The sequence below is a fragment of the Demequina globuliformis genome, assembly GCF_000975155.1.
Taxonomy (GTDB): domain Bacteria; phylum Actinomycetota; class Actinomycetes; order Actinomycetales; family Demequinaceae; genus Demequina; species Demequina globuliformis.
Map to the genome: position 1 here is coordinate 1,310,993 of NZ_BBRG01000001.1, position 24,962 is coordinate 1,335,954.

At 66.8% G+C, this 24,962-nt stretch carries 27 protein-coding genes; 14 read left to right on the forward strand and 13 right to left on the reverse strand.

Annotated elements, in window-relative coordinates; genetic code table 11:
* Position 1: 1 nt before the first annotated feature.
* The 4 genes from AOP75_RS05980 to AOP75_RS05995 are packed head-to-tail and all read right to left on the reverse strand — an operon-like array spanning position 2 to position 2,593.
* On the reverse strand, positions 2-754 hold the full coding sequence (locus tag AOP75_RS05980; protein WP_062077372.1) for an ABC transporter permease: 753 nt from the start codon (positions 752-754) through the stop codon (positions 2-4).
* Positions 754-1,635, reverse strand: a complete 882-nt coding sequence (locus AOP75_RS05985) for an ABC transporter ATP-binding protein (RefSeq protein ID WP_062077373.1) — start codon at positions 1,633-1,635, stop codon at positions 754-756. Before AOP75_RS05985 ends, AOP75_RS05980 begins: the two co-directional genes overlap by 1 nt.
* Positions 1,632-1,931, reverse strand: coding sequence for a transcriptional regulator (locus AOP75_RS05990; RefSeq protein ID WP_062077374.1), 300 nt, complete (start codon positions 1,929-1,931; stop codon positions 1,632-1,634). Before AOP75_RS05990 ends, AOP75_RS05985 begins: the two co-directional genes overlap by 4 nt.
* Positions 1,928-2,593 carry a hypothetical protein gene (locus AOP75_RS05995; RefSeq protein ID WP_062077375.1) on the reverse strand — a complete coding sequence of 222 codons (666 nt, stop codon included), beginning with the start codon at positions 2,591-2,593 and terminating at the stop codon, positions 1,928-1,930. Before AOP75_RS05995 ends, AOP75_RS05990 begins: the two co-directional genes overlap by 4 nt.
* A gap of 69 nt (positions 2,594-2,662) precedes the next feature.
* Between AOP75_RS05995 and AOP75_RS06000 the strand changes: the two genes are divergently transcribed.
* Complete coding sequence (locus AOP75_RS06000; RefSeq protein ID WP_062077376.1) at positions 2,663-3,133, forward strand: ASCH domain-containing protein; 471 nt, start codon at positions 2,663-2,665, stop codon at positions 3,131-3,133.
* Here the strand turns inward: AOP75_RS06000 and AOP75_RS06005 are convergent.
* A complete protein-coding gene (locus AOP75_RS06005) occupies positions 3,130-3,786 on the reverse strand; it encodes a dihydrofolate reductase family protein (protein ID WP_062077377.1) in 657 nt (218 codons plus the stop codon). The two genes, AOP75_RS06000 and AOP75_RS06005, sit on opposite strands and share 4 nt — an antisense overlap.
* Positions 3,787-3,925: 139 nt before the next feature.
* On the opposite strand from AOP75_RS06005, the gene AOP75_RS06010 reads away from it, so the two are divergent.
* Positions 3,926-4,489 (forward strand): dihydrofolate reductase family protein, encoded by a 564-nt coding sequence (locus tag AOP75_RS06010; protein ID WP_062077378.1) that lies wholly within the window; start codon positions 3,926-3,928, stop codon positions 4,487-4,489.
* A gap of 231 nt (positions 4,490-4,720) precedes the next feature.
* Here AOP75_RS06010 and AOP75_RS06015 read toward each other — a convergent pair whose 3' ends face one another.
* Positions 4,721-5,779 (reverse strand): LLM class flavin-dependent oxidoreductase, encoded by a 1,059-nt coding sequence (locus AOP75_RS06015; RefSeq protein WP_236683083.1) that lies wholly within the window; start codon positions 5,777-5,779, stop codon positions 4,721-4,723.
* A gap of 12 nt (positions 5,780-5,791) precedes the next feature.
* Positions 5,792-6,082: a hypothetical protein gene (locus AOP75_RS06020; protein ID WP_062077380.1), complete on the reverse strand. Its 291-nt coding sequence runs from the start codon at positions 6,080-6,082 to the stop codon at positions 5,792-5,794.
* A 395-nt stretch (positions 6,083-6,477) separates the two neighbouring features.
* Between AOP75_RS06020 and AOP75_RS06025 the strand changes: the two genes are divergently transcribed.
* The 5 genes from AOP75_RS06025 (at position 6,478) to AOP75_RS06045 (ending at position 11,657) form a co-directional block, all read left to right on the forward strand.
* Positions 6,478-7,689: a DUF3238 domain-containing protein gene (locus tag AOP75_RS06025; protein WP_062077381.1), complete on the forward strand. Its 1,212-nt coding sequence runs from the start codon at positions 6,478-6,480 to the stop codon at positions 7,687-7,689.
* An 18-nt stretch (positions 7,690-7,707) separates the two neighbouring features.
* Complete coding sequence (locus AOP75_RS06030) at positions 7,708-8,223, forward strand: hypothetical protein (protein ID WP_062077382.1); 516 nt, start codon at positions 7,708-7,710, stop codon at positions 8,221-8,223.
* A 51-nt stretch (positions 8,224-8,274) separates the two neighbouring features.
* Positions 8,275-8,958: a hypothetical protein gene (locus tag AOP75_RS06035; protein WP_152649969.1), complete on the forward strand. Its 684-nt coding sequence runs from the start codon at positions 8,275-8,277 to the stop codon at positions 8,956-8,958.
* A gap of 133 nt (positions 8,959-9,091) precedes the next feature.
* A complete protein-coding gene (locus tag AOP75_RS06040; RefSeq protein WP_083966733.1) occupies positions 9,092-10,597 on the forward strand; it encodes a deoxyguanosinetriphosphate triphosphohydrolase family protein in 1,506 nt (501 codons plus the stop codon).
* 40 nt (positions 10,598-10,637) lie between these two features.
* Positions 10,638-11,657, forward strand: a complete 1,020-nt coding sequence (locus AOP75_RS06045; protein ID WP_161794540.1) for a GNAT family N-acetyltransferase — start codon at positions 10,638-10,640, stop codon at positions 11,655-11,657.
* A gap of 85 nt (positions 11,658-11,742) precedes the next feature.
* On the opposite strand, the gene AOP75_RS06050 is transcribed toward AOP75_RS06045, so the two are convergent.
* The gene (locus AOP75_RS06050; RefSeq protein WP_161794541.1) at positions 11,743-12,462 is read right to left on the reverse strand and encodes an aspartate/glutamate racemase family protein; all 720 of its coding nucleotides are present in this window, start codon (positions 12,460-12,462) and stop codon (positions 11,743-11,745) included.
* Positions 12,463-12,725: 263 nt separating this feature from the next.
* Here AOP75_RS06050 and AOP75_RS06055 point away from each other — a divergent pair, with 263 nt between their 5' ends.
* The 5 genes from AOP75_RS06055 to AOP75_RS06075 all read left to right on the forward strand — a co-directional run bounded on the left by AOP75_RS06055 (position 12,726) and on the right by AOP75_RS06075 (position 18,978).
* Positions 12,726-13,133 carry a heavy metal-responsive transcriptional regulator gene (locus AOP75_RS06055; protein WP_062077386.1) on the forward strand — a complete coding sequence of 136 codons (408 nt, stop codon included), beginning with the start codon at positions 12,726-12,728 and terminating at the stop codon, positions 13,131-13,133.
* 135 nt (positions 13,134-13,268) lie between these two features.
* A complete protein-coding gene (locus tag AOP75_RS06060) occupies positions 13,269-14,852 on the forward strand; it encodes a Re/Si-specific NAD(P)(+) transhydrogenase subunit alpha (RefSeq protein ID WP_062077387.1) in 1,584 nt (527 codons plus the stop codon).
* A gap of 5 nt (positions 14,853-14,857) precedes the next feature.
* On the forward strand, positions 14,858-16,249 hold the full coding sequence (gene pntB / locus AOP75_RS06065) for a Re/Si-specific NAD(P)(+) transhydrogenase subunit beta (RefSeq protein WP_062078461.1): 1,392 nt from the start codon (positions 14,858-14,860) through the stop codon (positions 16,247-16,249).
* A 99-nt stretch (positions 16,250-16,348) separates the two neighbouring features.
* Positions 16,349-16,576: a heavy-metal-associated domain-containing protein gene (locus AOP75_RS06070; protein ID WP_062077388.1), complete on the forward strand. Its 228-nt coding sequence runs from the start codon at positions 16,349-16,351 to the stop codon at positions 16,574-16,576.
* On the forward strand, positions 16,573-18,978 hold the full coding sequence (locus tag AOP75_RS06075; protein WP_062077389.1) for a heavy metal translocating P-type ATPase: 2,406 nt from the start codon (positions 16,573-16,575) through the stop codon (positions 18,976-18,978). Before AOP75_RS06070 ends, AOP75_RS06075 begins: the two co-directional genes overlap by 4 nt.
* On the opposite strand, the gene AOP75_RS06080 is transcribed toward AOP75_RS06075, so the two are convergent.
* The 4 genes from AOP75_RS06080 to AOP75_RS06095 all read right to left on the reverse strand — a co-directional run bounded on the left by AOP75_RS06080 (position 18,975) and on the right by AOP75_RS06095 (position 22,191).
* Positions 18,975-19,577, reverse strand: coding sequence for a hypothetical protein (locus tag AOP75_RS06080; protein ID WP_161794542.1), 603 nt, complete (start codon positions 19,575-19,577; stop codon positions 18,975-18,977). The two genes, AOP75_RS06075 and AOP75_RS06080, sit on opposite strands and share 4 nt — an antisense overlap.
* Positions 19,574-19,897 carry a hypothetical protein gene (locus AOP75_RS06085; protein WP_152649971.1) on the reverse strand — a complete coding sequence of 108 codons (324 nt, stop codon included), beginning with the start codon at positions 19,895-19,897 and terminating at the stop codon, positions 19,574-19,576. Before AOP75_RS06085 ends, AOP75_RS06080 begins: the two co-directional genes overlap by 4 nt.
* Positions 19,898-19,987: 90 nt before the next feature.
* A complete protein-coding gene (locus tag AOP75_RS06090) occupies positions 19,988-21,430 on the reverse strand; it encodes a PrsW family intramembrane metalloprotease (protein ID WP_062077392.1) in 1,443 nt (480 codons plus the stop codon).
* Complete coding sequence (locus AOP75_RS06095; RefSeq protein WP_062077393.1) at positions 21,427-22,191, reverse strand: hypothetical protein; 765 nt, start codon at positions 22,189-22,191, stop codon at positions 21,427-21,429. The genes AOP75_RS06090 and AOP75_RS06095 overlap by 4 nt, the downstream gene beginning before the upstream one ends.
* A 285-nt stretch (positions 22,192-22,476) precedes the next feature.
* Here AOP75_RS06095 and AOP75_RS06100 point away from each other — a divergent pair, with 285 nt between their 5' ends.
* Entirely contained in the window at positions 22,477-23,037 is a 561-nt protein-coding gene (locus AOP75_RS06100; protein ID WP_152649972.1) for a hypothetical protein, read from the forward strand.
* Positions 23,038-23,135: 98 nt separating this feature from the next.
* Positions 23,136-23,585: a hypothetical protein gene (locus AOP75_RS06105; protein ID WP_062077395.1), complete on the forward strand. Its 450-nt coding sequence runs from the start codon at positions 23,136-23,138 to the stop codon at positions 23,583-23,585.
* A gap of 61 nt (positions 23,586-23,646) precedes the next feature.
* On the opposite strand, the gene metZ is transcribed toward AOP75_RS06105, so the two are convergent.
* Positions 23,647-24,864 (reverse strand): O-succinylhomoserine sulfhydrylase, encoded by a 1,218-nt coding sequence (gene metZ / locus AOP75_RS06110; protein ID WP_062077396.1) that lies wholly within the window; start codon positions 24,862-24,864, stop codon positions 23,647-23,649.
* Positions 24,865-24,962: the final 98 nt, after the last annotated feature.

Consider the following 24,962-nt stretch of genomic DNA (forward strand, 5'->3'; position numbering starts at 1 on the left):
GTTAGCGGAACCGGCGGCCCTCGTCGCGGCGGTACAGCCATGCCGCCAAAGCCCCAAGCAGGACAGTCCACGCGAGGATCCCCAGGATCGCCCACGGAGGTATGGCCTCTCCCAAGGCCGTGTTGACGACGATCTCCCGCGCCTGCCGGACGGGGAGGAACGATGACGCGGTGTTGAGCCAGTCGGCAAACATTTGGGGCGGCAGGAACAGTCCGCCACCGAACGCGAGCAGGAACATGGCGACCTGGGTGACAGCGATCGCGGCCTTGGGTCCGCTCACGGTCCCGATCACGAAGCCGATGAGCATAGAGGGAACAGCGGTCAGGATGGCCAACCCCATCGCGGCCACCAGGTCCGTGACCGCCGGTGCAGCCGCAGTGAACAGGGCACCCACGATGAGCAGCGGGACCATCGCAAGCGTGCCGATCGCCAGGGTTGCGAGGAGCATGCCGCCGATGCGTGCTCCGGGTTGAGCGGGAAGCGTCCGCAAGAACGGGACCCAGGGCTTCGCACGTTGCTCGGCGAGGTCGATGCCGATCGAAAACAGGCCCGACGCCATGAACGCGAACACCACCATCGATGCGACCGATGCGGTGGCCATCGCAGGGTCTTGTGTCACGTAGGACTGCGGTAGAACAAACAGGCAGAACGCAAGAGTCGGGAAGACCATCGAGCCGATGACCGCGATGGGCACGCGGGCCGTCTCGATGAGGTTGTACCGGGCGTGAGTCAGCGCGAGCTGGGCGGTGGACATCAGACTGCCTCCTTGGTGAGCGCGAGGAAAGCCTCCTCGAGCGTGGCTCCACGCACGGTGAGTTGTGAGAACGGTTCGCCTGCCTGAACGAGGCTTCGCACGAGGGAATCGGCGTCGGCGACGACGGCCTCGACAGTGCCACCGTCCTCGGTGACGGCGGCCGTGGGGTCGAGCTCCGCGATGCGCTGGGCGGGCACTCCGCTGAGAGTGACCCGGCGACGTGCCACCGAGGCGACAATGCTGCTCAGGGTGCCGTCTGCGCGTACGGCCCCCTGGTCGATGACCACCACCCGCTGAGCCAACTGCTCGATCTCCTCCAAGTGGTGGCTCGTGACGACGACCGCGCATCCTGCTGCGTGGCGTGCGCGAACCGCGTCCCACAGAGCGCGCCGCGCATCGACGTCCAGGCCGGTCGTGGGCTCGTCAAGGAGGACAAGCTCGGGGTTTCCAATGAAGGCGAGTGCGACCGCCACGCGCCGCTGCTGTCCTCCGGACAAGGCGCCACATTGCTTGCGCAGCAGCGGCTCCAGGCCGAACTCGTCGATGATCTGGTCGCGTGGCGACGGCTCGTCGTAGTGCGCGGCTACGAACTCAAGGACCTCTCCCACTCGCAATGCCTCTGGTAAGCCAGTGGTTTGCGGAGTGGAACCGAGCCTTTGCCGATTGGCGGCGTCGAGCGGGTCGCCGCCAAAGATCTGGACCGAGCCGGTCGTGGGGCGGCGAAGTCCTTGCGCTAGGCTGAGCAGGGTGGTCTTGCCGGCGCCGTTGGGGCCGAGAAGTCCCACGCATTCACCTGCGTCGATGTCGAGGGTGACGGAGTCGAGCGCCGTCACGTCGCCGAAGACCTTGGTCAGGTCCCGGGCACTGAGCAGGGTAGTCATGAGGCTCCTCCCAAGAGGTCGAGTAGGTCCTTGCGGTAGGTGTGAAAGGCGTCGCGTCCCGCATGGGTGAGGGCGATGTAGGTGACGGGCTTGCGTCCAGCAAAGGCCTTGGTGACTTCGACATAGCCGGCCGCTTCGAGCTTTGCCAAGTGGGTGGTGAGGTTTCCGGCGGTCATCCCTAGGAGCTTCTGCACGCTGGGAAAGGTGACTTGGTCGCCGTCCGCGAGGCTCTCATCGAGGGTGGTCATGATCCTGAGCCGTGCCGGGGCGTGGATCACCGGGTTGAGGTCGCTCACTGTGACTCCTCAACTAGCGCCGGAAGGACACCGCGAAGCTGGAGCGCTGCGACAGCGAGCATCGCGACGGGGCCTGCCGTTGCGTAGATTAGATAATGCGTGGGAGTTCCCACGTAGGTCGCGATGACGACGATGAGGATCATGACGCATCCCAACGCGAACTGTGCGGGGGAGCGCTGCAGTGCCGCACCCGTGAGATACAGCACCCCCACGAGGGTCACAAAGAGCCCCGGGTAGAGCAGCGCAGCGAGTTCGTCGCTCATGCCCTCGCGCTGGAGGCCGGCTGTGAAGAGGCCAGCCCCCATCATTGAGACGGACCACGACCATCCGTACAGCGCGCCCGACAGCCGCGAGACCCCACGGAACCCGCGCCCGCTCAGGATGCCAGTGACGATTGACCATACGATGCCGGCCACCATCACGCTGCCGAAAATCAGCCAGGCGGTCAGTTCCGGGATCCGGAACAGGGGATTGCCCCCAATGCGCTCACCGCTCCACAGCGCGAAGAAGCCGATGGCCCACGCTGCGGCCCACACCACGAGGAGCACGCTGAAGCGGCGGTCGAGTTTGGCTCGGACGGACCGGCGCTGGCCCTCCATGAGGGCGAGCATGTCTGCCGCGGAGGCCTGGGAGTCGTCGGCGGAGCGGGATTCTACGTTCATGCAAAGTAGTTTGCATTGCAAACTAGATGCTGTCAACAGATGCGGAGGTTTCCGTGGCACCATGCCCCCATGACAGATGAAGGAGTGTCACGCTTCTGGGCCGCGCGGCGCGCTGCCGACCCTTCCCTGCCCGAGCGGGTGCCGGAGGCCTGGGCCTTCGGCGCCACCGAAGCCCACGCCGACGAGCTTCTCTCCCTGGTGACTCAGGGAGTCAAAACTGCCACGGCATCGGCCCTATGGGACCACGAGGAAACGGGAGAGCCGGTACCCAAACCGGGCAACTTCAGCATCATCCTTGACGGCCGTGGAGTGCCACGCGCCGTCATCGAGACCACCCACGTGACCGTGGTGCCGTTCAACCAGGTGAGCGCCGACCACGCAGCCGCGGAGGGCGAAGGTGACCGCAGCCTCGCCGCATGGCGCGACATCCACGAGCGCTACTGGCGCGAGCACTCGGAGAACCCTCGTGGTTACGCGCCGGATATGCCAGTCGTATGCGAGCGGTTCCGCCTGGTGTATTCACAGGACGCGGACCGCTAACTGCCGTCCTCACGCTCGAACGTGAAGTGAGTGACGCCGCTGTCCGCAGACTCGGCGGTCACGCGGTAGCCGGACTCGAGCCCCCGGAGGTCGTCCCACAGGTTGATGCCGCGGCCTAGGACGACGGGCACCACGGCCACATGCAGGCTGTCGACAAGTCCCGCCCGCAGGTAGTGACGCACCGTGGTCGGGCCGCCGCCGATCCGCACGTCTGCGCCGCCCGCAGATTCGCGCGCGAGCAGCAGGGCCTCCTCAGGGCTGGCGTTGAGAAACTCGAAGCGCGTGCCGTTGGCGAACTCAAGCGGCTCGCGTTCGCTGTGGGTGAGGACGTAGACCGTGAACCCGAACGGCGGAGTGTCGCCCCACCAGCCGCGCCAATCCGGGTCATCACGGTGGTCCGTGAGCCCGAACATTCCCGCGCCCATGACCTCCGCGCCCACACCCTCGAAGTACTGGGCTGCGTAGTTGTCATCGACACCGGTCGTGCCGGAGCCATCGGCCTTGCCCAGCACGCGCTCGCGGAAGGTGCGGGTGCCGACGTAGGCCGCCGTGAGCCGGGCCCAGTCCTCTCCGAACGGGTCGTGGGGCCCGTCTCCGACGGTGCTGGCGTAGCCGTCGAGCGAGATGTTCAGATCAACGCGGACACGAGTCATGGATCCTCCCTGGGACGTGAGGGTGCCAGGCTCTCACCTTTAGCGGGCCGATGCCCGGGGAACGTGGGCGGCATCCGCTGACCGGGCGGCGGGGCCTGGCCGGGCATACGATCGGCCAAAGGGAAAAAGGGAGGGCGCCATGCGTCGTGTCACCTATTCGATGGGCCTGTCTGTTGACGGTTATGTGATGGACGCGCAAGGCAATTTCGACTGGGCGGAACCTTCGCCAGAGGTGTTCGCGTTCCACATCGAGCGAGTTCGCGAGGCGGACGTGCAGGTGATGGGCCGGCGGCTCTACGAGGCGATGGTCTACTGGGATGACCCTGCCAACGCCGAGTCCTTCGACGCCGCCGAGCGCGAATGGGCTGACCTATGGAACGCATTGCCCAAGGTGGTGTTCTCGAGGACCCTGACCGAGGTCGACGCGAGTGCCCGGCTGGCACAGGGGAGCCTTGCGGAGGAGATTGCGCGCCTGCGGGCCGAGCCGGGCGACGGCGAGATCGCGATCGGCGGAGCACAGCTCGCTCACCAGGCAGCGACCCTGGATCTCATCGACGAGTATCAACTGTTCGTCGACCCGGTGCTGTTGGGCGCGGGCACCACGTTTTTTGCGCACGACGAGCGCCGGCACAACATGGAACTGCTCGAAAGCCGAACGTTCGCATCGGGAACGGTCTTCTTGCGCTACGGGGTTCGGCGCTAGCCCACCGCACCCCCGCGTTTGCGCCAAATGGCTCCATTTGACTGTCATGGCGGCCTATAAAGGGCATTCTGTGCCACTCCAGGCCGGCTCCTCCTGTACGGGTGGGTGCTGCAACGCGGAACTGGAGCGCGCCGATGCCAGGGTCACCCGGGCATCGGCCCTCGCGAAGTGGCACTTTCTGGCTGTTACGCGTGGCTATAACGGCGAAATGGAGCCACTTGGCGGGAGGGGTTAGGTGGTGGTGGGGCGGGGGCCCGTGTGATGTGGAGCCAGGCGGTTCCGGAGCTCGACAAGGGCGTCAAAGGTGGTGCGATTGAAGTCCGCTCCGAGCTGGTTGGGGATCGTCACGAGCACGGTGTCGGCGCTCATCACGGCCTCGTCATCGCGCAGTTCCGCCTCAATCTTGTCCAGGTCGCCCACGTAGGTCTTGCCGAACGTCGCGATGAAGTTGTCGATCTTGCCCACCTGGTCCCGGTTCGCGCCCATGCGATCGCGCTCAAGGGTGGTGCCAAAGTAGGTGCGCGTCGCGGCGTCGAAGATAGGCATGATCGAGCGCGAGACGGACACACGCGGCGTGCCCTCGTGCCCGGCCGCGTCCCACGCGCTGCGGTAGGCGTCAATCTGACGTTGTTGGACGACCCCGAGCGGCTCGCCCGACCCACCCTCGACAAGGGTCGAGGACATCAGGTGCATGCCTAGTGAGCCAACTCGCTTTGCGGACTCCTCGCCGCCGGCGCCGTACCAAATGCGGTCGCTCAACCCGGGCGACTGGGGCTGTATCGCAAGCTTCTGCCCCGCTCTCACATGCGCATTCGCGCCTGGCGTGGCGATCTCGGCACCGGAGATGGCCTCGCGAAACTGAGCGATGCGCTGAGCCGCGTCCTCCGCAGGCGTCATACCCACGGGCAGTGGGTAGCCGAACTCACCGGGGCCGTCGGCCGCCGGCTCAGGTGACCCGCGGCTCACGCCCAACTGCAAGCGCCCACCAGAGATCAGGTCCGCAGTCGCAGCCGCCTCCGCCATATACAGCGGGTTCTCGTACCGCATGTTGATGACGCCGGTGCCCAGTTCCACGCGGGACGTGCGAGCGCCCATGGCGGCAAGGAGCGGAAACGGCGACGACGTGTTCTGTTCGAAGTGGTGGATGCGGATCCACGCGCCGTCCATGCCGGCGTCTTCTGCGCCCTCGGCGAGCGCGATGGTGTCGTGCATCAGGTCGCTCGCCGTCCGCACGTGCGAGCCGGGTGCGCCGGAGAACCAGCCAAAGGAGAGGAAGCCGATGTTGAGCATGCTCAAGGAACACTAGGGAGCAGGCGAAGATTCCTCCGCCAGGGCCTCCGTGGGACGCGTGACGCGATACGCGCGGACGTACATGTCGACCCAGCTAGCGGCGACCAAGGCAAACAAGGCGTACCCCAGCGGCATCATCGCCTGCTCTGCCCAGGAGGGCGGGTCCTCCAGGCTGAACCAGATGGCGGCCAACGCGACAACCACGCAGGCTATTAGCGGTAGCGCGACAAACCAGTACCACCGCCGCGGGCGCTCCCTCAGCCAGAACTGCCCCTGGGCCCGCTTGTGCCGGTTCCAATCCATGACGACCCCCCTGTCGCACGTGCGTTCGTGATTCCACGTGCGCCCACCATAGCGAGCCGGGGGACGCGGCGGCGAGGCGTACGCCAGGATGGGGGGATGAGGGAGGACGGGCTGCCTCGCGGCTCGTGGTCCGGTCATGCGATCCGGCCGCGCTCGAGAACCACCCGCGGCTGACGAAGCCGATCCTCTCCGCGGGCTCGAAGCGCGCTGGGCACGGGTGACATTCCACAGGGCCAGCGATTCCGCGAGAGCTTCTCGCCTGCATGACGATGACCTGGCGCCACGAGAAGTATTGACGTGGGTCCAGGCGCGCCCTACGATTCGAGCCAGCCGAGCGCGGAGTCCCGCATTCCTGGACAGACCTCGGGGACGTTTGAGTTCACAGGGGGAATGCCATGGAGGCACGCGCTAGTACTGCTCGTCGAGTCGCATCAGCGGTTCTCATTGCTGCCATTGTCGAGGTCGCTCTCGCCGGCAGCGGCGCGGCACTTTCCGAGTCGGATGATGCGGCCCACACCGCTGCTCCGCGTGCCGATGCGGTCGGAACGGTCGGAGAGGGCGAGATCGAGGCTCGGGCCACTGCCGGGGGTGAGGTCGAGCTGTCATTCGTGAGCGACGTGGACCAGGAACTGGCGTCGGAGCGCGCAGTCGCCGCATCGGCTGGCGACACAGTGTCTGCGGATGACGTGTGGTTCGAGTGGAACGTGTCCTCGACCGGCGCCGTTGAGCTCACCTGGAGTGAGGTGGCAGGTGCGATCAGCCAGCAGGTCTTCCGTGACGGCGTTCTGCAAGGCCACGTTCGTGACGAGAGCTGGGCCGATGACACGGCAGTTCCCGGTGCTGTTCACGAGTACAGAGTGGAGATGGAGGTCGACGGCGGCAGTGAGCTGGTCCGCGACCCCTTCACGGGTGAGGAGGTGCTCGCGCCGCAGCGCTCCAGCGTCACGATCGTGACCTCGGTGCCCGTGCCTGCACCGCACCGCGCGTCGCGCTCCGGCCTCGCGCAGGTCGAACTCGCGGCGGAGGCGACCGCGGCAGCTCGAGTGGCAGCGACGGGCAACTCGAAGTTTCGGTATCTGACGTTCATCGCCCCCGCCACAGCGCCCGGGTTCCCCTGCGTCGCGTTCCCCACCAACACGTACTTCGGCGGCGACAACAGGAGTTACTCGGCGACGTCGACGAAGTACCGGACTCGAGCGACGATCACCATGAACTGGTCTACCGGCAAGCTCACGCAGTCCCGCGGTATCGGCACCACCATCAACTACAACAACAACGGTACGGAGCGCAGTCGAAAGAGGGCGTCCGCCTCGGAGATGGTCATGTCGAACACGTCCGTCTCGTCGACGCGCGCCTCGTTCCGCCTTAACCACCGCGCGTCGAACCCCTACTGCTCAGGCGCGCAGGCGATTCGCTACGACGTCTCGGTCTCGCTCTACAAGTCCGGCAGCTACATCATCTCGGGCTATCGCCGTCCTGTGCCGAACCACGAGGCATACGTGCAGTCCGACTCAGGGGCGTGGCGAACGGTCTTCCGGCTTCCGAACGAGGGCTTTCACTGCCTGACGGGCGTGTGCGGCACAGACTCACTGTCCTACTCCAACTGACAGAGACGGGGTCCCAACATGACAGAGAACGAGGGCGTCGCGGGTCCGAGTCGCATTGCAACAGCGGCGGAGCGGCCGAGCGAGGTGCGCGGTGCAGGCCTCACAAACCCCGTGCACGTGCTCCATCTCCTCGCCGTGGGAATGCTGCTGGCACTCGTGGTCGGACTGGCGCTCATGCCGATCGCCGGGCAGGCGTGGGCGCTTCCCGTGATCGCCGCCGTGCCGATCCTGTGCGGCGTTGGTCTCGTCGGCTTGCTGTACCGGGTGCATCCGTGGTGGGCGCGTCACCGCGTCGTCGCGGCCGTTCTGGTCGCGACGGTGGTCGGGCTGATTGCGGGCCTCGTCATCTTTCCTCCGTGGAACTTCGGCGCATTCGGCGTCCTCATCTGCGTACCGATCGCCATCGTCGCCGCGCTTCTCGGAGCGCTTGCGAGTGCGTTGATCTCCAGGTTGCCGGCAGTCGGCGCCATTGCCATTGTCGCAGGCTCGCTCTTCCTTTCTGCCTGCATCGTTCTCTCGTTCATCCTGTATTAGCAAGAGCTCTTTCCGCGAACAGCAACAACCACCTCTGAAGACGGGTCGACAATGCACAGGAATGTGATCTCCCGGCAGTTCGACATCGCTGTTGCGCCGCGCCGTGCCGTGGTGGTGACGGCGATGGTGCTGGCGCTGTGCCTCATCGTGGCCGAGCCTGCCTCCGCTGCCGACGGGCCCGGTTCCGAAGGAGCGTCGCCATCCGAGGTGCAGTCCGTCCTTGCGACGCTTGCGAGCGGTGAATCGGGTGACGCCCTCTCCGACCGGGAGCAGTACGTGCTCGAGAATCACATGCTCGTCGAGCACGTCGAGATCGTCGACCTGGCGCCCTTCGAGGCTCCAGCGACTCTGCGTCTGGCACCCCAGGCTGCCGTGGCCGCCGCCGCGAGCTCAGGATGCGAGACCAAGCGCGTCCTCGCGAGGTTCCGAGCTGCAGCGGGCAACGTTCTCGGTACGGCGTTCACGGAGGGAACGTGGTGCTACAGCGGAGGTCGCATCACGAGCAGGAACTTTGAGTGGGACGGTGGCGAGACTGGTACGCCTGGATGGTCCTACGAGGGGCGCACGCTCCGGAGGATGGACACCAAAAACAATGTTGCGAGGTTCCAGACACGTCACAAGTTCGTCCTCAAGGCCGGCCCCGTGACGGTTCAGACCGTGAACCTCTGTCCCACGCTCCTCGGGCGCGCCAACGGCACGCACACGTCGAGCGCCAGCTGCTCGTACGCGTGGTGAGCTGCCGACTCACTCGGGGACGTCGCTCGTGACGCGGGGGTGACGGCCCCGGCGGACCGGTGCGGTCCTCCTGCTTCAGTCCGGGCACGGTTGCTCGACGCGGTCTGCGAGGTCCATGCGCCAGGATGGGGGGATGAGTGAGTCCGACCCCGTGCCTGACCCTAGGACCGCGCGCCGTGCGCCGGAGGACCTCGACGAGTTCCAACTGGCGGAGTCGCAACCGGACTTCCGGGTGGACATTGAGCGCATTCGTTTCTCCCCGTACTTCTCCCGCCTGTCTGCGGTCACGCAAGTGATTTCGCAGTCGGGCGCGGGACTAGCGGTGCACAACCGGCTCACGCACTCGGTCAAGGTGGCGGCCGTCGCACGAGCGATCGCGATGCATCTGCACCGGGACACCGGCCCCACCGGCGCGCTCGTCGCGGAGCTGGGAGGCTGCGATCCGGTCGTGGTGCAGGCCGCCGCCAGTGCCCACGACGTGGGCCACCCGCCGTTTGGCCACCTGGGCGAGCGCGCGCTGGACCGCCTCGCGCGCGACCGCTTCCGCCTGCGCGAGGGATTCGAGGGCAACGCCCAGACCTTCCGCATCCTCACCCGCCTGGACGAGCACGACACCCAAGGGGTGGGGCTGAACCTCACCCGCGCCGTTCGTGCCGGTGTCCTCAAGTACCCGTGGCTACGGGGGGACGGCGGCGACCGCAGGGGGGCGACGAGCCACAAGTTCTCGATGTACGTGGTGGATGTGGACGATGCCCGTGACACCCTGGCGGCCTACCCCCAGATTGAGCGGGGTCAGCAGACTCTCGAGTGTTCCGTGATGGACATTGCGGATGACATCGCGTATTCGCTCCACGACCTGGACGACTTCTACCGGGCGGGTCTGCTCAATCAAGCCACGATCGCGGGCGAGTTCCGCGAGTGGCGACGGGACCTGGCCGAGCTGCGCTCCCTGGATGTGGAGGCGCTCGCGGAGACGAGCCGCTCACCGGGGCACTCGCTCGAGTTGCTGTGGCGGCGCCTCGCTGAGCGTGACCCGTGGATCGCGGACTCCGACGCCTTCGACGCTGCGGTCGCGCTCGTCACGGAAGAGGTTGTCGAGGGCCTGCTGACGGTTCCATTCGACGGCTCGCTCGCCGCCGACCGGTCGCTAGCGCGTTTCACGACCGACTGGATCCGCCATCTGCAGTCGTCGGTGGAGGTGCACCGCAACCCGGCTCACCGCTCGGGGCATGTGGCTCTCAACCGCAAGGCCTGGCACGAGGTTGCCGTGCTGAAGTTCCTGCATGAGCGCTTCATTCTGGACCGCCCGGACTTGGCCGTTTACCAGCGGGGACAGGCCAGCCTCATCGAACGACTGGTGGATGGCTTCGCCGACTGGCTCGACGACCCGCACGACGCTCGCCGTGCCCCGCGCCGACTCATCGACCTCGTGGACATGGCCACCGAGGACTACATGCGTGTCCTCCACGAGGAGCCTCAGTTGCTTCCCACGGTCGACGAGACGGAACTGCGCCGCCGCGCCGCCGGGCGCGGCATCATCGACTATGTGGCGGCGCTGACCGATGCCCAGGCAACCCACCTCGATGCCATGCTCGCCGGCCGCACCGAGCGGCTCTGGGACGCGGGGCAGGGACTGTAGTGAGCATCGGCCCGCTCCACGCGTGACCGATACTGGCAGAGTGAACGCCAGTCCCACCCCACCCCCTGCTCCTGTCACGGTCCACCGCCTCGATGCGCCCGACGACGAGGTGCGCAGGTTGTGGCGCGACCAGGAACGTGATTTGGGGCGCCGCTACGGCGACCCCACGCTCACGCTCGAGGATGACTTCCCGACCGGGGTCGGTGTCTGGGTGGCGCGCAATCGCGACCACATGGCCGTGGGTGCCATCGCTGCTCGGTGGCCTACGCGGCACGAACTTTTGCCGGGGGACATGGAACTCAAGCGCCTATGGGTCTCCGAGTCCGCGCGGGGAGTGGGCGCGGCGAAGGCACTCATGCGGGCGGGTGAAGCCGCCGCGCGGCGGGCTGGCGCCACGCGCCTTGTTCTTGAGACTGGACACCAGCAGCCAGAGGCGATTGGGCTCTACCAGCAGCTCGGGTATCACCGGATGGACAATTACGGCGACTGGGCAGACGACCCACAAACCGTCTGCATGGCCCTCGATCTCGCCACGCGGGTGCTTGTCGTCAACGGCACTATGGGCGCCGGCAAGACCACGACCGCCGCGGCCGTTCACGACCTGTGGCGTGAGCGCGGTGCCCGGTCAGCCTTCATCGACGCCGATAGCCTCTGCCAGGCCTCGCCCGCACCCGCCGACGACCCATTCCGCCAGCGCCTCCTCTTCGACGCTCTCAGCGGAGCCGCCCCCGCCTACCGTCACCACGGCATCGGCCTGATTGTGGTGGCCCGGGTCGTCGAGGACCCTGCGGACCGTGAGCGCTACGCAAGTGCCTTCGGGACGGCCGATGCTGGCCCGGCTTCCGTAGTGATCGTGCGGGTGACGGCGAGTGAGGCCGAGCGCATGGGCCGGCTCGCTGCGCGCGAACCGGAGGGGTATTGGCGGGACTTCGCGCACGCGCGAACGGTCGAGTTGGAGGCGTCGCTGGACGCGCTGGCGCTGGACGATGCTGTGGTGCGCACAGACGATGCCGACCGGTTGGCCGTCGCTGCTGAGGTGCTTGACGCAGCGGCTTGGTAGGCGGTGTGAGGCCCGTCCGGGCTACGAGAAACGACGGCCAGGACGAATGTGAACGCTCAGGCCCGCCGAGTATGTTCGGCCAGGGCTAGTTGAGGGCGAAACGTAGTGCCGCGTCGACGTGCAGCGCCATCGAGTCAAAGTACGGCTCGTCCACGTCGGCCGCTGTCAACACCATGGGGATCTCTGTGCAGCCGGAGATGACCCCCTGCGCGCCGCGCTCCTTGAGCCCCTCGTAAATGCCGCGGGTCCAAGCCGGCGCGTGCTCGGGGACCAATCCTCGGGCGAGCGAGCCATAAATGAGGTCGTGGACCTCCTGCAGGTAGGGCTCCTGCGGAACGATCGTGGTAATGCCGCGAGCCGCCATGTGATCGCAGTAGAACGGGTCGCGCATGGTGTAGCCGGTCCCGAGCAAAGCGACGGTGTCGAGCCCCGCCGCGAGGATGGCGTCCGCCGTTGCGTCCAGCATGTGAATGACGGGGATGTCGATGGCCTCGGCGACCGCGGGCGCGACCTTGTGCATGGTGTTGGCGCAAATGAGGATCGCCTCCGCGCCCGCGTCTTGGAGTCGCCGTGCATCCTGCCCGAACGTGAACCCCAAACCGTCCCAGTCCCCGGCGGCCTGTGCATCCGCGATCTGCTGGAAGTTGTAGCTGCGGACCAGGAGGTCGGCAGCGCTCGAACCGCCGAGTGCGGCGTTGACGCCCTCGTTGAGGAGGCGCTCGAACTCCAGCGAACTGTGCCAGGTGATGCCGCCCAACAGTCCAAGCCGGCGGGGTGTAGAACGAGTGGCGGCAATCGCGGTCATGCCTCCGACTGTACGGCCCGGCGCCTGGCCGGCGTCCACCGCCACCTCCCCGCCAAGTGGCTCCATTTCATTGTTATGGCCCGTCAAGGCAGCGAAATGGTTCCATTTGGCACAGGGGTTGGCGGCGGTGGGCCGATGCCGGGGTTACAGTGGAATGGAAGGTTGCGCCTGGGCGGCCGCCGGGAAGTGACGGCCACGACGGGGCCGGCGGCGAATCCCCGCCGAGTATGTTCGGCCAGGGGACAAGGGAGTGGAGCGGACAGATGCGAATTGGCGAGCTTGCGGATAAGGCCGGTGTGACCGCCAAGACGGTCAGGTACTACGAGTCGATCGGTCTGCTCGCTGACCCGGGGCGCACTGCATCGGGCTACCGCGAGTACGACGACGAGGTGCTCAAGCGCCTCACCTTCGTCCGGGACGCTCAAGCCGCCGGCCTGACGCTCAAGGAGTCCGGCCAGATTCTCGACATGAAGTCCGCTGGGCACGGCACCTGCGAACATACGAGCGCCATGCTCGATAGGCACCTGGCGGACATCGAGCAGCAGATCGCGTCCCTCGAGGCTGCCCGAGCAGAACTCCAGACCCTGCGCGCGCGGGCAGACGTCTTGGATCCAGCGTCCTGTACTGACCCCCACCGGTGCCAAGTCGTGGGAGACCACGCCCCGGCCTAAACCGTCCGCTACCAGGGGGTCCGCTCCCGTGTCCCGGGACCCTCGTCCCGCCGCCAGGGACCGCATCCGCACTAGAGTCAGCCTCAGAGGCCGCGCCCGCGCACCAGCGGGCCGCGAGGGCGAGAGGCACTGCACATGAAGATCGGCATTCCGCACCAGAGCGTGGACGGCTCCACCCTGGTCGCCGCGACCCCCAAGACGGTCGAGGCGCTCACCGCACTTGGCTACGACGTTCTGGTCGAGACGGGCGCCGGTCAGGCCGCCACGCTAGGGGACGAGGCCTACCTCGTGGCGGGTGCCGCGATTACGGACGCCGCCAGCGTGTGGGGTGCCGACATCGTGGCGGCGTACCAAGCGCCCACGGCGTCCCAGCGCGACCTGCTCGCGCCCGGCGCCGTGCTGATCTGCACCTTGGCGCCGCACACCAGCGGCGCACTCATCGCGGACCTTGCCGCCCGAGGCGTCACGGCGATGGCCCTGGACGCTGTGCCCCGCATCTCGCGCGCACAGTCCATGGATGTGCTGTCGACCATGTCGAACGTGTCCGGCTACCGCGCGGTCATCGAGGCCGCGCAGGCCTACGGGGCGATGTTCGCCGGCCAGGTGACGGCCGCCGGCAAGACCAACCCTGCGACGGTGTTCGTGATCGGCGCCGGTGTGGCAGGACTAGCCTCTTTGGGGGCGGCGGTGTCGCTGGGAGCCCAGGTGCGCGCCTTTGACGTGCGGCCAGAGGTCGCTGAGCAGATCGAGTCCATGGGAGCGCGCTTTGTGCATGCGCCGGCCGCGCAGCAGGAAGTCTCGGCGGACGGGTACGCGAAGCCCCTCACTGAGGCGCAGCTCGCCGCCGCGCTCGACGTGTACGCGCAGGAGTCCGCCCGGGCAGACGTGGTGATCACCACGGCGCTGGTACGGGGGAGCGCCCCGACGACGATCACCGCACAGATGGTGGCCGCAATGAAGCCAGGCTCCGTGATCGTGGACCTCGCGGCAAGCGGTGGCGGCAACTGTGAACTGACTGTTCCCGGCGAGGCCGTCCTCACCGACAACGGCGTGCACATCATCGGCTACACCGACCTTCCGAGCCGCATGCCGCAACACACGTCGCAACTGCTCGGCACCAATATTGTCAATCTGGTCAAGTTGCTGACCCCCGCGAAGGACGGCGCCGCCGTGCTCGACATGGAGGATCCGATTGTGCGCGGAATGACCGTCGCGCACGCCGGCGAGGTGACGTGGCCGCCACCTCCGGTGTCGGTGTCAGCCGACGCGGGCTCGGGTGCCGTAGGCAACCCCTCGGAGACCGAGGGGCCCCAGGAGCGCGAGGCGCGCCTGGCCGCGGAAGCCGAGCGGGCATCGGCCCTCGAAGCTGCACGCAAGAAGCGCAACGCGTGGTCCATCGGGATCGCCGGTGGCGCACTCGCGATCGCGCTGTGCTTCGCCAACCCGGCGTTCCTGATGATGATGACGGTGTTCATCCTCGCGGTGTTCATTGGCTACTACGTGATCTCCAGCGTGTCTCACTCGCTCCACACGCCGCTCATGAGCCAGACCAACGCGATCAGCGGGATCATCCTCATTGGCGCACTCTTGCAGCTGGGGTCGTCATCCCTTGTGGTGACCGTCCTGGCGTTCATTGCCGCCGCGGTCGCCTCGATCAACGTGTTCGGTGGCTTCCTCGTGACCTACCGCATGCTCGGCATGTTCCAGAAGGGGGCGTGACCGCCATGACTCTCACCAGTGTTGCCCAGGTGGCCTACCTCGTGGCCGCCGTGTTGTTCATTTTGTCTCTCGCGGGACTGTCCAAGCAGACCACCGCCCGTCGCGGCAATCTGCTCGGTATGGTGGGGATGGGAATCGCGATCGCCGCGACCATCGCCCTCGCGCTCGACCAATCGGAGCGCGCATGGGGCGCCACCGCGCTGCTGATCGCGTGCGTGCTCCTCATTGGCGCCGGCGTGGGAATCTACCGCGCCCGGACCGTCGAGATGACCCAGATGCCGGAGCTCATTGCGCTCCTGCACTCGTTCGTGGGACTTGCCGCGGTGCTGATTGGCTACAACTCCTTCCTCACCGAAGGCCACGATGCCATGCACCTCGTGGAGGTCTTCCTGGGCGTCCTGATTGGAGCGGTCACCTTCACCGGCTCCATCGTCGCGTTCCTCAAACTGTCCGCGCGGATGCCGTCAGCGCCGCTCACCCTGCCGGGCAGGCACGCGCTCAACGCCGGCATCTTGGTCGCCTCGGCCGGCCTCATGGTGTGGTTCCTCGCGGCGCCCTCGGTGTGGCCGCTCATCCTCATGACCGTTCTGGCGCTCGCCTTGGGGTACCACCTGGTCGCCGCGATCGGAGGCGGGGACATGCCGGTGGTCGTGTCGATGCTCAACTCGTACTCCGGGTGGGCGGCAGCGGCGGCGGGCTTCATGCTCGGTAACGACCTATTGATCGTCACCGGTGCCCTCGTGGGAGCCTCGGGCGCCATCTTGTCTTACCTCATGTGCAAGGCCATGAACCGGAAGTTCCTCGCGGTGATCTTGGGCGGCTTTGGTGGTGAGACGGCATCCTCGGGCGCCGAGGTCACGGGATCGCACCAAGAGGTCACCGCCGCAGCGACGGCGCAGATGCTCGTCGATGCGCGCTCCGTGGTCATCGCTCCCGGGTACGGCATGGCGGTGGCCAAAGCGCAGTACCCCGTGGCAGACCTCGTGTCCCGGCTCCGCGACCAGGGAGTCCAGGTGCGCTTCGCCGTGCACCCCGTAGCGGGCCGCCTCCCAGGGCACATGAACGTGCTGCTAGCGGAGGCGCGGGTGCCCTATGACATCGTGCTCGAGCTTGACGAGATCAACAGCGACTTCGCCGACACCGACGTGGTCCTCGTCATTGGTGCGAACGACACCGTCAACCCGGCGGCGCTGGACGACCCTGGTTCGCCCATCGCCGGAATGCCCGTGCTCGAGGTATGGAATGCCGGCCAGGTCGTGGTCTTCAAGCGGTCGATGGCTACCGGCTACGCAGGGGTGCAAAACCCCCTGTTCTTCAAGGACAACACCGCCATGCTGTTCGGTGACGCGAAGGCGCAGGTCGAGGCGATCCTCGCCGCGCTTCCCGCCCGCGTCTGACGGTGACGCCTCGCACGGCTGCGTCTGCATCGGGACTTGACCTTCCACCTGGGTGGAAGGTTTACGGTGAAGTCATGGTTCCTACACCGGAGGTTTCTCATGACTGATCAACCCATCATTACCGTGACCGTCACCGGCATGACCTGCGGCGGATGCGCCGCGAACGTCCGCACCGCTCTAGAGCAGGCGGACGGCATCGCCGCAGCACACGTCGATCACGAGTCCGGGCGCGTGGATGTCACCCCTGACGGGACCGTGCCCGCAGACGACCTCGAGTTCACGATTGACGAGGCCGTGGCTGGCGCCGGCTACGCGGTGAAGTCATGACCGAGGCCATCCGCACCGAGTCCATTTCGCTCGCCGTCGATGGCATGACGTGCTCGAGCTGCGCGGCGACCATTCAGGGAGGCCTAGAAAAGCTCCCTGGTGTGGGAGACGCGGTCGTGAACTACGCGACGCGGCGCGCCACGGTGCGCACCGACGGCACGATCGACCCTGACGACCTGGATGCGGCAATGCGCCAGACCATCGAGGGGTTCGGGTACGCCGTCCTGACCAAGCCGCGACACACGTCCGCCGGCGTCACTGGTCGCGCTGCGGGCGGCCGGGACGCCGGCGGCGCCGACGAGCCCCACGGAGACCACAGCGGCCATGATCGCGACCACGACGGTCACGGTGATGACCACACCGGTCATGACGAGGACGAGCACGCCGCTCACATGAAGGCGGACGCGTCCCGCATCGCCGACTACAAGAAGCGCTTCCTTGTCGCGGCTGCCCTCACCCTGCCGCTCACCCTCATCTCCATGATCCCCGCCTGGCAGTTCTCCGGCTGGGAGTGGGTGGCGGCGGCACTGGCGACGCCAGTCGTGTGGTGGTCGGCGTGGCCCTTCCACCGCTCGGCGCTGATGAGTGCGCGTCACCGCAGCACCAACATGGACACGCTGGTCACGCTGGGCACCGTAGCGGCGTGGACCTGGTCCACGGTCGTGGTCGTTGCCCACGCATTCGACGCGATGCCCGGCGCCCACGTGTACTACGAGACCGCCGGTGTGATCGTGTCGCTCATCTTGTTGGGCAAGTGGCTCGAGGTGCGCTCGACCGCGAAGGCGGGAGACGCGATTCGCGCCCTGAGTTCACGCCAGTCCAAGACCGCCCGGTTGGAGGACGGCACGGTCATTGACCGCGACCAGCTTGAGGTCGGCATGCGATTTGTGGTGCGACCAGGTGAAACCATCGCCACCGACGGCACGGTCGTTGAAGGCGGTGCCGCGGTGGATGCCTCGATGGTGACGGGCGAGTCAGTGCCCGTGCGCGCGGAAGAAGGCGCCGAGGTAGTTGGCGGAACCATCGCGACGGACGGCTCCATCACGGTGGAAGCGACCAAGGTGGGGTCGGAGACCATGCTCGCGCAGATTGCGCAGATGGTCGACGACGCGCAGTCGGGCCGCGCGCGCGTCCAGCGCCTCGCCGACCGGATCTCGCGCATCTTTGTGCCAATCGTCATCGCGATTTCCTTGCTCACGTTGGTGCTCTGGCTTGCGATCACTGGCGACGCGAATGCCGCATTCACCGCAGCCGTGGCCGTGCTCATCATCAGCTGCCCCTGCGCGCTTGGCCTCGCGACGCCACTGGCGATCATGGTCGGGACCGGTCGCGGCGCCCAGCTCGGTGTCTTGGTCAGGGGTCCCGAGGCGCTCGAGGACACGCGTGACGTGACCACGATCGTGTTGGACAAGACGGGCACGGTGACCGAGGGTCGCATGGCGCTCGTCGACACCTTCGCCCCTGCAGTTGAGAGGGAACACGGGGCCGATGCCGTGGAGGCTCTTCTGGACGCCGTCGCCTCAGTCGAGGCTCGCTCGGAGCACCCCATCGCGCAGGCGATTGCGGATTCACGCGACGGTCGCGCCAAGCTCAAGGGCTTCCGGTCTATCGCGGGTCACGGCGTGGCTGCGACCGTCCAGCATGCGGGACCCGATGGTGCGAACGCGGACGTCATGGTGGGTGCCAGGCGCATGTTCGATCACATCCCGGACGACCTCGAGGCATGGGCCGTCCGTGCCGAGGAGCGGGGCCAAACCGCCGTGTTTGCCGGTCGTATCCCGCCTCTCGAGGCGAGCGGCTCAGGCCTGGCGACCCGGGCATCGGCCCGTGCCGAAGTGGTGCTTGCTGTGAGCGATACGGTCAAGCCCTCGTCAGCGGAGGCCATCCGCGCCTTCCGCGAACTGGGTCTGGACGTGGTGCTCCTGACCGGTGACAACGAGCGCGCCGCCCAGGCCGTCGCCCGTGAGGTGGGCATCGACCGTGTGATCGCGGAGGTGCTGCCAGGGGACAAGGCCGACGTGATCCGTGAATTGCAGGCCGACGGCGCCAGGGTCGCCATGGTGGGTGACGGCGTGAATGACGCGCCAGCGCTCGCGCAGGCGGACCTTGGACTCGCCGTAGGCACGGGCACGGACGTGGCGCGCGAGGCGTCAGACCTCACCATTGTCTCCGGTGACCTGAGGGCGGCGGCCGATGCGATCGCGCTGTCGCGCAGGACGCTCGGCACCATCAAGGGGAATCTGTTCTGGGCCTTCGCCTACAACACGGCGGCGATCCCGCTCGCGGCGTTTGGCATCCTCAACCCCATGGTCGCGGCCGGAGCGATGGGAGCGTCGAGCCTGTTCGTCGTCGGCAACTCGCTCCGGCTTCGCGGCTTCGCGGGATACCGGGCGTCGCGCTAGTTTGCGGCGCAGGTCTTGACTCCAGCGTCTGTCGAGTCGTGGATTAAGGCCGTGACGTCGTCCCAGTCCGTGTCCTCGGGAATGTCAATCCCGAGGGCACGGACACACGCGACGCGAGCCTCTCGGCGAGTGTCGAGGAAGACGGCCTGAGCTTCGGCGTACGCGGGCTGGGTTTGATAGAGCATCAGCGCCCAAAACGACTCGAGTTGATCGCAGCCATCGAGGACTGCATCGATGTCCTCAAAGTCGCGAGTGTCGCCGCCAATCGTGAAGGAAGGTATAGAGAAGTCGAGGGCCACATGCTCGACGAAGTACTCGCCCGTGCCGCCCGCGTCCTCCACGCACTCGACAGTTCGCATTGCGGCCTGCTGGGCATCTTCAAACGAAACCTCGCCAGACTCCTGGGCTCGGACGAGCACGTCGATCTGCTCTTGGGAGGCGCCGGCGTTTTGCGCCTCGTCGATCGCCGTGGCGACCTCGCGACTAAACTCGTCTGCGCGCTCGGGCGAGGGTGAGTCGCCGTCGGTGCTGCAACTCGACGTGACCACGATGGCCGCGACCATCGCCACGCCCCGAAGGCGGATTTTGGCGAGGGTCAATGCTGCGCCTGGTGCGAGATCACGCCCGACGCTGAGCCCACGGTGATGACGGCACTGAGCGAGTGGTACTGCCACCGGGTCGTCGTGACCGAGTGTCCGTTGGCGACCCGTGCGCGGACCCCCACTCGACCCGTACACGGGTCGTGCGGGTTCTCATCCGCGAATGCGAGGCGAGTGCTGTTGCCGGAGCTGACGACACAACCGCTGAGTGTCTTGGTCTGACTGCCATTGACCCAGCCTGTGGTGGCGGCATTCGCTGGTGTGCTTGCCGCGAAGGTCAGCGCCGTGACCAATGTTGCGACGGCGACAATTTTTCTCATGAGTTGGTTCCCCCCTGTGTTCTCGCGCGGCGCCTCGGCGGGAGCGACTGCTTCCCTTACTTACCGAGCGACGGTTGATATTTGTGAAAACTACTGAGGGTCGTGGTCGCTGTCAAGAGAGGGGCTGTGATTGTCCTCCGGCGATGGTGGTGTCGGTGGAGGTGCCGGTGAGGCGGCGACCGTGCGGCCTGGTCGGGGGATCTTCCTCACGGCAATCTGGCCAGTAGTGCGAGCCACCTGGCGAATGCCCTCGGTGTCGATGCGTTCGCGCGTCTCGCCAGCCCACCGTTGCCAGGCACGTGCAGACACCTCGGTCCCCGGTGGCGCAATCCACCCAAGCCCCGGCCCGCGGGTCACCCCGGCATCGGCGTAAATGTCGATGAGGTCACGGCGTAGTTCCGCGACGTCTTCCGACAGCTCGACGGTGCGCGGTGAACCCCAGCCGTCCTCGTGGGTTGCGGTGAGGAGGCTGAGCTGAGCACCTTGGAGGTACTTGAGCGCGCGGGCCGCGCCTCGGCCAGCAGCGCGCTTGGCGTCGCGACGCACCTCGCGGCGGGTGCGACGGGTCGCCAGCAGCCGGAAGTGGGCCGGGCTCACCAGGTCATCCGGGACCACCTCGGCTGCCAGTCCCGCGAAGGTACGACGCTCGCGCAGGTGGGCCCAACGCAGTACGAACAGGAACAGGATCAGGACGGGCACGCCCTTGGTGAGGGAACTGATCCAGACGTTCGTATTCACGATCGGAGTGTTGAAGAAGCCGTGCACCACAATGGCCAGCGCAAGGGTGCCGATCATGACAGCCCAGCGCCTCGCGGCGGACGCAGAGGCGTTGAAGAAGTAGCCGACGCCCGCACCCGCCATCGCGGAGTAGGTGGGGTGGTTCCACAGCCCACCCACCACGCCGCGCAGCATGAGCATCGCGAAGACGGTCCCAGCAGTGCCATCTGCGCTCACCACGGCCGTGTACAGGAACGACTCGGAGATCTGGAATCCCAGCCCAATGACGGCGCCGTAAAACAAGCCGTCAGCAGCTGAACGCAGGCGCGCACCGGGTATGAGCGCGAGCGCGACGATCCCGAGCCACTTCAACGGCTCCTCCACCAGCGGGGCGGCGAACGATGGCACCCACGGCTCGCTGAGCGGAAGCGTCGCGGCGATCACGTCGTGCATCGCGGGTGCGGCGACGGCGGCGAGGCCGGGCGCGGCGATCGCGCCCCACGCGAGCGCCCCGAGCACCGTGACGGGTGACCTGCGCTCGAACAGCTCCATCCGGTACAGGATCACGATGAAGACAAATCCATACAGCAGCCACACCATCGCAGACATGACGCCCGTGGCGGGGTGGCTCTGGAGCCTCGTCAACACCAGTGGCATCCACGTGATGAGGCCAAACAGCGTCACAGCGACGCCGGCCCAGAACACGAGCGAGCGTGTATCGACAAAGGTAGGGGTGCGTGGCAGGCGCCGCTTCACGGTCGCAATCGCGACCGTGGTGGGTGCGGGCTCCCTGCCGGGGACAGCGCCGGCGCTCATGGGCTCGCCTCGCCGAACGTTGCCGATCGCACCATGTCCTCGGCTCCCCGTTGGAGAGCGGGCCATGTGGAGGTGGTCGACTCAACCACGAAGGTCGCGTAGGAGCCGCTGTGAGCAACCACGCAGGTGAACTCGACGTCGGTCACCGTGGAGGCTGTCACGCAGTCGGCGGGGTCGCCAGCGGCGGTCTCGAACTCCATGGGGTCGGAGATCACCCAGCCGCTGTCGGGGTCCATCGCGTAGTCCTCGATTGCGCTGTCGGTGACGGACGCGAGGTCTTCACCGTTAGCAAATGCGCGGGGCGGAGTCACTGCGAACGTGGTGCCTGCGTTGACCAGGGTGAGCGACGTGGCGTTCGGGCCGTTGGTGGAGTCATCGGCGATGCTCCACCCGTCGGCCAGCGTGATCGTCACCGATGGACCTCCGGGAGTGTCCACGGTCAACGTCGCGGCCGGAGGCGGGGTTGCGAGGTCGTCGGCGGGAAGTGCGGAGGCAAGCCACGGCAGTCCGTAGACGAATGCTGCCGCGCACGCGAGCACAAAGAGAGCACCGGGCCAACTGGGCCGGCCGATGAGGCGCAGCGACAGGGGCAGTCGCGGATTGGGAGCGATGCTCGGGACTTCCCCTTGAGCGTGACGGGCCGATGCTCGGGGCTGGGGTGCACTGACCACGTGCGTGGACGTGGTGGGCGGGAATGGGTCGTCCGCCGGGGGCGTCAATGGGCGCTCGCGATCGGAGCCGCGGGGCGCCTGGTCGCTCATGAACGCGAAACTAGCACGCAAGGCGCGAGCGGTCCGGACCCCCGCCGCCGCCCGCTCTTTCTCCTCTTTTTCCGCGAAAGTGGGTGGGGCATGGGTGTCGGTCTGTGAGTAGAGTGACGGCGGTGGCGGCGCAGGCCACGGGGGAGAGCAACAGGGGGCAACGATGCGTATCCATGTGAGTTTCGACGGACTGGTCGACGTGATCAGCAAACGTGAACGTGCGGCAGAGGCACTGCCTCGCGACTGAGAAGCACCGTGGGTGAGCGGCGCCGTGTTTGGGGCCGCATGACCACAGCTGACGGGGCCCGACCGTCGCGGCGTGCCCGATGGATTGCGGCGGGGACGGGCGCGATCGCTTGCTTGGTCGTGGTGGCAGGGCTCATCGTCTGGCTTGCCAACCACGACGGCGACGCAGCCGAAGAGTCGGTGATGTCGGTCACATGTGACCAGCCGGAGACGAGCGACAACATCGCAGCATCCTGGGATCGTGGCGGAGCGCCGCAGTACTTCCGGGACGAACTGTTCTTGGAAGTCTCAGCGCCCAGCAATGTTGGCGGCGACACATTCGTGACGGTGACGTGGGCACAGAAATCCCTGGAGCAAGGGAGTGCTGCCGACGGATTCTGGTTGGCAGAAGAGGAGGTGGTGATGCCTTTATGTGGGGAGGCGACGCTGGGCGACTACGGCACCCTCACAATGATCTCCTACACCAATCCTCCGGAAGTGACGAGCGACGACGATGGGCTTGCAAGGGGCGCGTACGCCACGTTTGAGGTGTCCCCCTCTCACGCTGCGCCAGCTCCCGACCCCACACCCTCACCAAATGGAACTTTCTCACTGTCGTGATGCATCAGAACAGCGAGATGGCTCCACTGCGCGGGGTGGGGTGGGGCGCCGTTTCCGGACGGTCACGATGGATCGCGTAGAGCGTCGCTGCTGCGGTCGTGATCATCGCCGCAGGCGCGCTCGCCTGGTGGCTGGTGACTCGCTCCACGGATTCCGGAGACTCGCAGGCAATGTCGATCACCTGCGATCCGCCGCATGACAGCGAGAACGTGTGGACGTCCTACCAAGAGGGCGGCGTTCCCCCCGAGTACTTCCAGGGTGAGTTGTTCCTCAGCGTCGGTACGGCACGCGTCGTGGACGGTGAAACGTTCATTCCTGTGGCGTGGTCCGCTGAGGGCGAGGACCACCGCTTTGGCGAGGAGCAGGAGATCGACATGCCTGCGTGTGGCGAGGCGACCTTGGGCGACTACGGCACCATCACGATGATTTCCTACACCGACCCGGGCGAGCGTCCAGCCGAGGACGATCCTGAGGTGGGCACAAGTGGGGGTCCCGTCGCGACGTTCGAGGTCTTCCCCCACAACCCGTCCACCAGCGCGAGCCCCTAGACGCCCGCTCCCTGACAAGATGTCGCCGTAAGCGCCGCACTACGGTGTTGCGCTTACGGCGTCACACTGCGGCGAGCGCCTGGTCCAGGTCAGCGCGCAGGTCTTCGACGTCCTCGAGCCCAATCGACAGGCGCACGGTCGTCTCGTAAATGCCGACCTCAGCGCGCCCCTCGACGCTCAGTTTGTTGTGCGTCGTGGTTGCCGGGTGCGTCGAGATTGACTTGGCGTCCCCCAAGTTGTTGGACGGGGTGAACAGCTTCAACGCATTGACGAACCTGAACGCGGCGGCCTGAGCCTCCGCGCCTCCACGGTCAACGTCCTCGCCCACCGCCAGGTCGAGCGTGACGAGCGTGCCGCCCACCGTCATCTGCTCGAGAGCGCGCTCGTGCTGCGGGTGTGAGGGCAGCAGCGGGTAGCGCACGGATGCCACGCCGGGGTGGTGTTCGAGCCAGGCCGCGAGGTTGAGGGCATTCGCCGCCTGATGGCGTACGCGCACCGGGAGCGTCTCGAGGCCCTTGAGTAGCACCCACGCGTTGAAGGGGGAGATCGTGGCGCCCATGTTGCGCACCATGAGTTTGACGGGTCCGTCGATGTAGTCCGCCGAGCCCAAAATGGCCCCGCCCAAGACGCGGCCCTGACCATCAATGTGCTTGGTCGCGGAGTAGACCACGGCATCGGCCCCCAACTCCAAGGGCTTTTGGCCAATGACGGTCGCGAACACGTTGTCGACAATGAACGTGGCGCCGGCCTTCTTGGACAGCGCGGCGACGAACGGGATGTCGACAACATCCTGCATGGGGTTGGTGGGGGACTCGATGAAGACGGCCTTGGCCGGAGTGGCGAGCGCACGCTCCCAGTCGGCGTTGTCGGTCGCGTCGACGTAGTCGATCTGGATGCCCCACTTCTCGAAGAAGTTGGTGAAGGTCTGGAGCGTGGAGCCGAACAGCGCCTTCGCAGCGACCAGGCGGTCGCCAGCGGCGAGGATCGAGCCCAGCGACACGAACACGGCGCTCATGCCAGTGGAGGTGGCGAAGCAGCGTTCGGCGCCCTCCATCGCCGCCAGGCGCTCCTCAAAGGCGGTGACGGTGGGGTTGGCGTACCGCGAGTACATGTAGATGTCGATGTCCCCAGCAAACGCATCGCGTGCCTGTTCGGCACTGTCATACGCGTACCCCTGGGTAAGGAACAGGCCTTCCGACATCTCGTTGGCCTCTGACCGGTGAATACCGGTGTGGAGGGCGAGGGTGTCGGCGCTCACGTTGTCAGGCAGTTCCTTCATGGGTTCAGACTAGCGGCGCTGCCCAGGGCCGATGCCGTGGGAGCACGAGTTGGGGGCGTAGACGACGGCGGGGGCAGGCAGCGAACGCTGCCTGCCCC

Excerpts from the sequence above, each read along its gene's own strand:
- AOP75_RS05980 (WP_062077372.1), bottom strand. The coding sequence starts at position 754 with ATGTCCACCGCCCAGCTCGCGCTGACTCACGCCCGGTACAACCTCATC.
- AOP75_RS05985 (WP_062077373.1), bottom strand. The coding sequence starts at position 1,635 with ATGACTACCCTGCTCAGTGCCCGGGACCTGACCAAGGTCTTCGGCGAC.
- AOP75_RS05995 (WP_062077375.1), bottom strand. The coding sequence starts at position 2,593 with ATGAACGTAGAATCCCGCTCCGCCGACGACTCCCAGGCCTCCGCGGCA.
- AOP75_RS06000 (WP_062077376.1), top strand. The coding sequence starts at position 2,663 with ATGACAGATGAAGGAGTGTCACGCTTCTGGGCCGCGCGGCGCGCTGCC.
- AOP75_RS06005 (WP_062077377.1), bottom strand. The coding sequence starts at position 3,786 with ATGACTCGTGTCCGCGTTGATCTGAACATCTCGCTCGACGGCTACGCC.
- AOP75_RS06010 (WP_062077378.1), top strand. The coding sequence starts at position 3,926 with ATGCGTCGTGTCACCTATTCGATGGGCCTGTCTGTTGACGGTTATGTG.
- AOP75_RS06015 (WP_236683083.1), bottom strand. The coding sequence starts at position 5,779 with ATGCTCAACATCGGCTTCCTCTCCTTTGGCTGGTTCTCCGGCGCACCC.
- AOP75_RS06020 (WP_062077380.1), bottom strand. The coding sequence starts at position 6,082 with ATGGATTGGAACCGGCACAAGCGGGCCCAGGGGCAGTTCTGGCTGAGG.
- AOP75_RS06025 (WP_062077381.1), top strand. The coding sequence starts at position 6,478 with ATGGAGGCACGCGCTAGTACTGCTCGTCGAGTCGCATCAGCGGTTCTC.
- AOP75_RS06030 (WP_062077382.1), top strand. The coding sequence starts at position 7,708 with ATGACAGAGAACGAGGGCGTCGCGGGTCCGAGTCGCATTGCAACAGCG.
- AOP75_RS06035 (WP_152649969.1), top strand. The coding sequence starts at position 8,275 with ATGCACAGGAATGTGATCTCCCGGCAGTTCGACATCGCTGTTGCGCCG.
- AOP75_RS06040 (WP_083966733.1), top strand. The coding sequence starts at position 9,092 with ATGAGTGAGTCCGACCCCGTGCCTGACCCTAGGACCGCGCGCCGTGCG.
- AOP75_RS06050 (WP_161794541.1), bottom strand. The coding sequence starts at position 12,462 with ATGACCGCGATTGCCGCCACTCGTTCTACACCCCGCCGGCTTGGACTG.
- AOP75_RS06055 (WP_062077386.1), top strand. The coding sequence starts at position 12,726 with ATGCGAATTGGCGAGCTTGCGGATAAGGCCGGTGTGACCGCCAAGACG.
- AOP75_RS06060 (WP_062077387.1), top strand. The coding sequence starts at position 13,269 with ATGAAGATCGGCATTCCGCACCAGAGCGTGGACGGCTCCACCCTGGTC.
- pntB (WP_062078461.1), top strand. The coding sequence starts at position 14,858 with ATGACTCTCACCAGTGTTGCCCAGGTGGCCTACCTCGTGGCCGCCGTG.
- AOP75_RS06070 (WP_062077388.1), top strand. The coding sequence starts at position 16,349 with ATGACTGATCAACCCATCATTACCGTGACCGTCACCGGCATGACCTGC.
- AOP75_RS06075 (WP_062077389.1), top strand. The coding sequence starts at position 16,573 with ATGACCGAGGCCATCCGCACCGAGTCCATTTCGCTCGCCGTCGATGGC.
- AOP75_RS06085 (WP_152649971.1), bottom strand. The coding sequence starts at position 19,897 with ATGAGAAAAATTGTCGCCGTCGCAACATTGGTCACGGCGCTGACCTTC.
- AOP75_RS06090 (WP_062077392.1), bottom strand. The coding sequence starts at position 21,430 with ATGAGCGCCGGCGCTGTCCCCGGCAGGGAGCCCGCACCCACCACGGTC.
- AOP75_RS06095 (WP_062077393.1), bottom strand. The coding sequence starts at position 22,191 with ATGAGCGACCAGGCGCCCCGCGGCTCCGATCGCGAGCGCCCATTGACG.
- AOP75_RS06100 (WP_152649972.1), top strand. The coding sequence starts at position 22,477 with ATGACCACAGCTGACGGGGCCCGACCGTCGCGGCGTGCCCGATGGATT.
- metZ (WP_062077396.1), bottom strand. The coding sequence starts at position 24,864 with ATGAAGGAACTGCCTGACAACGTGAGCGCCGACACCCTCGCCCTCCAC.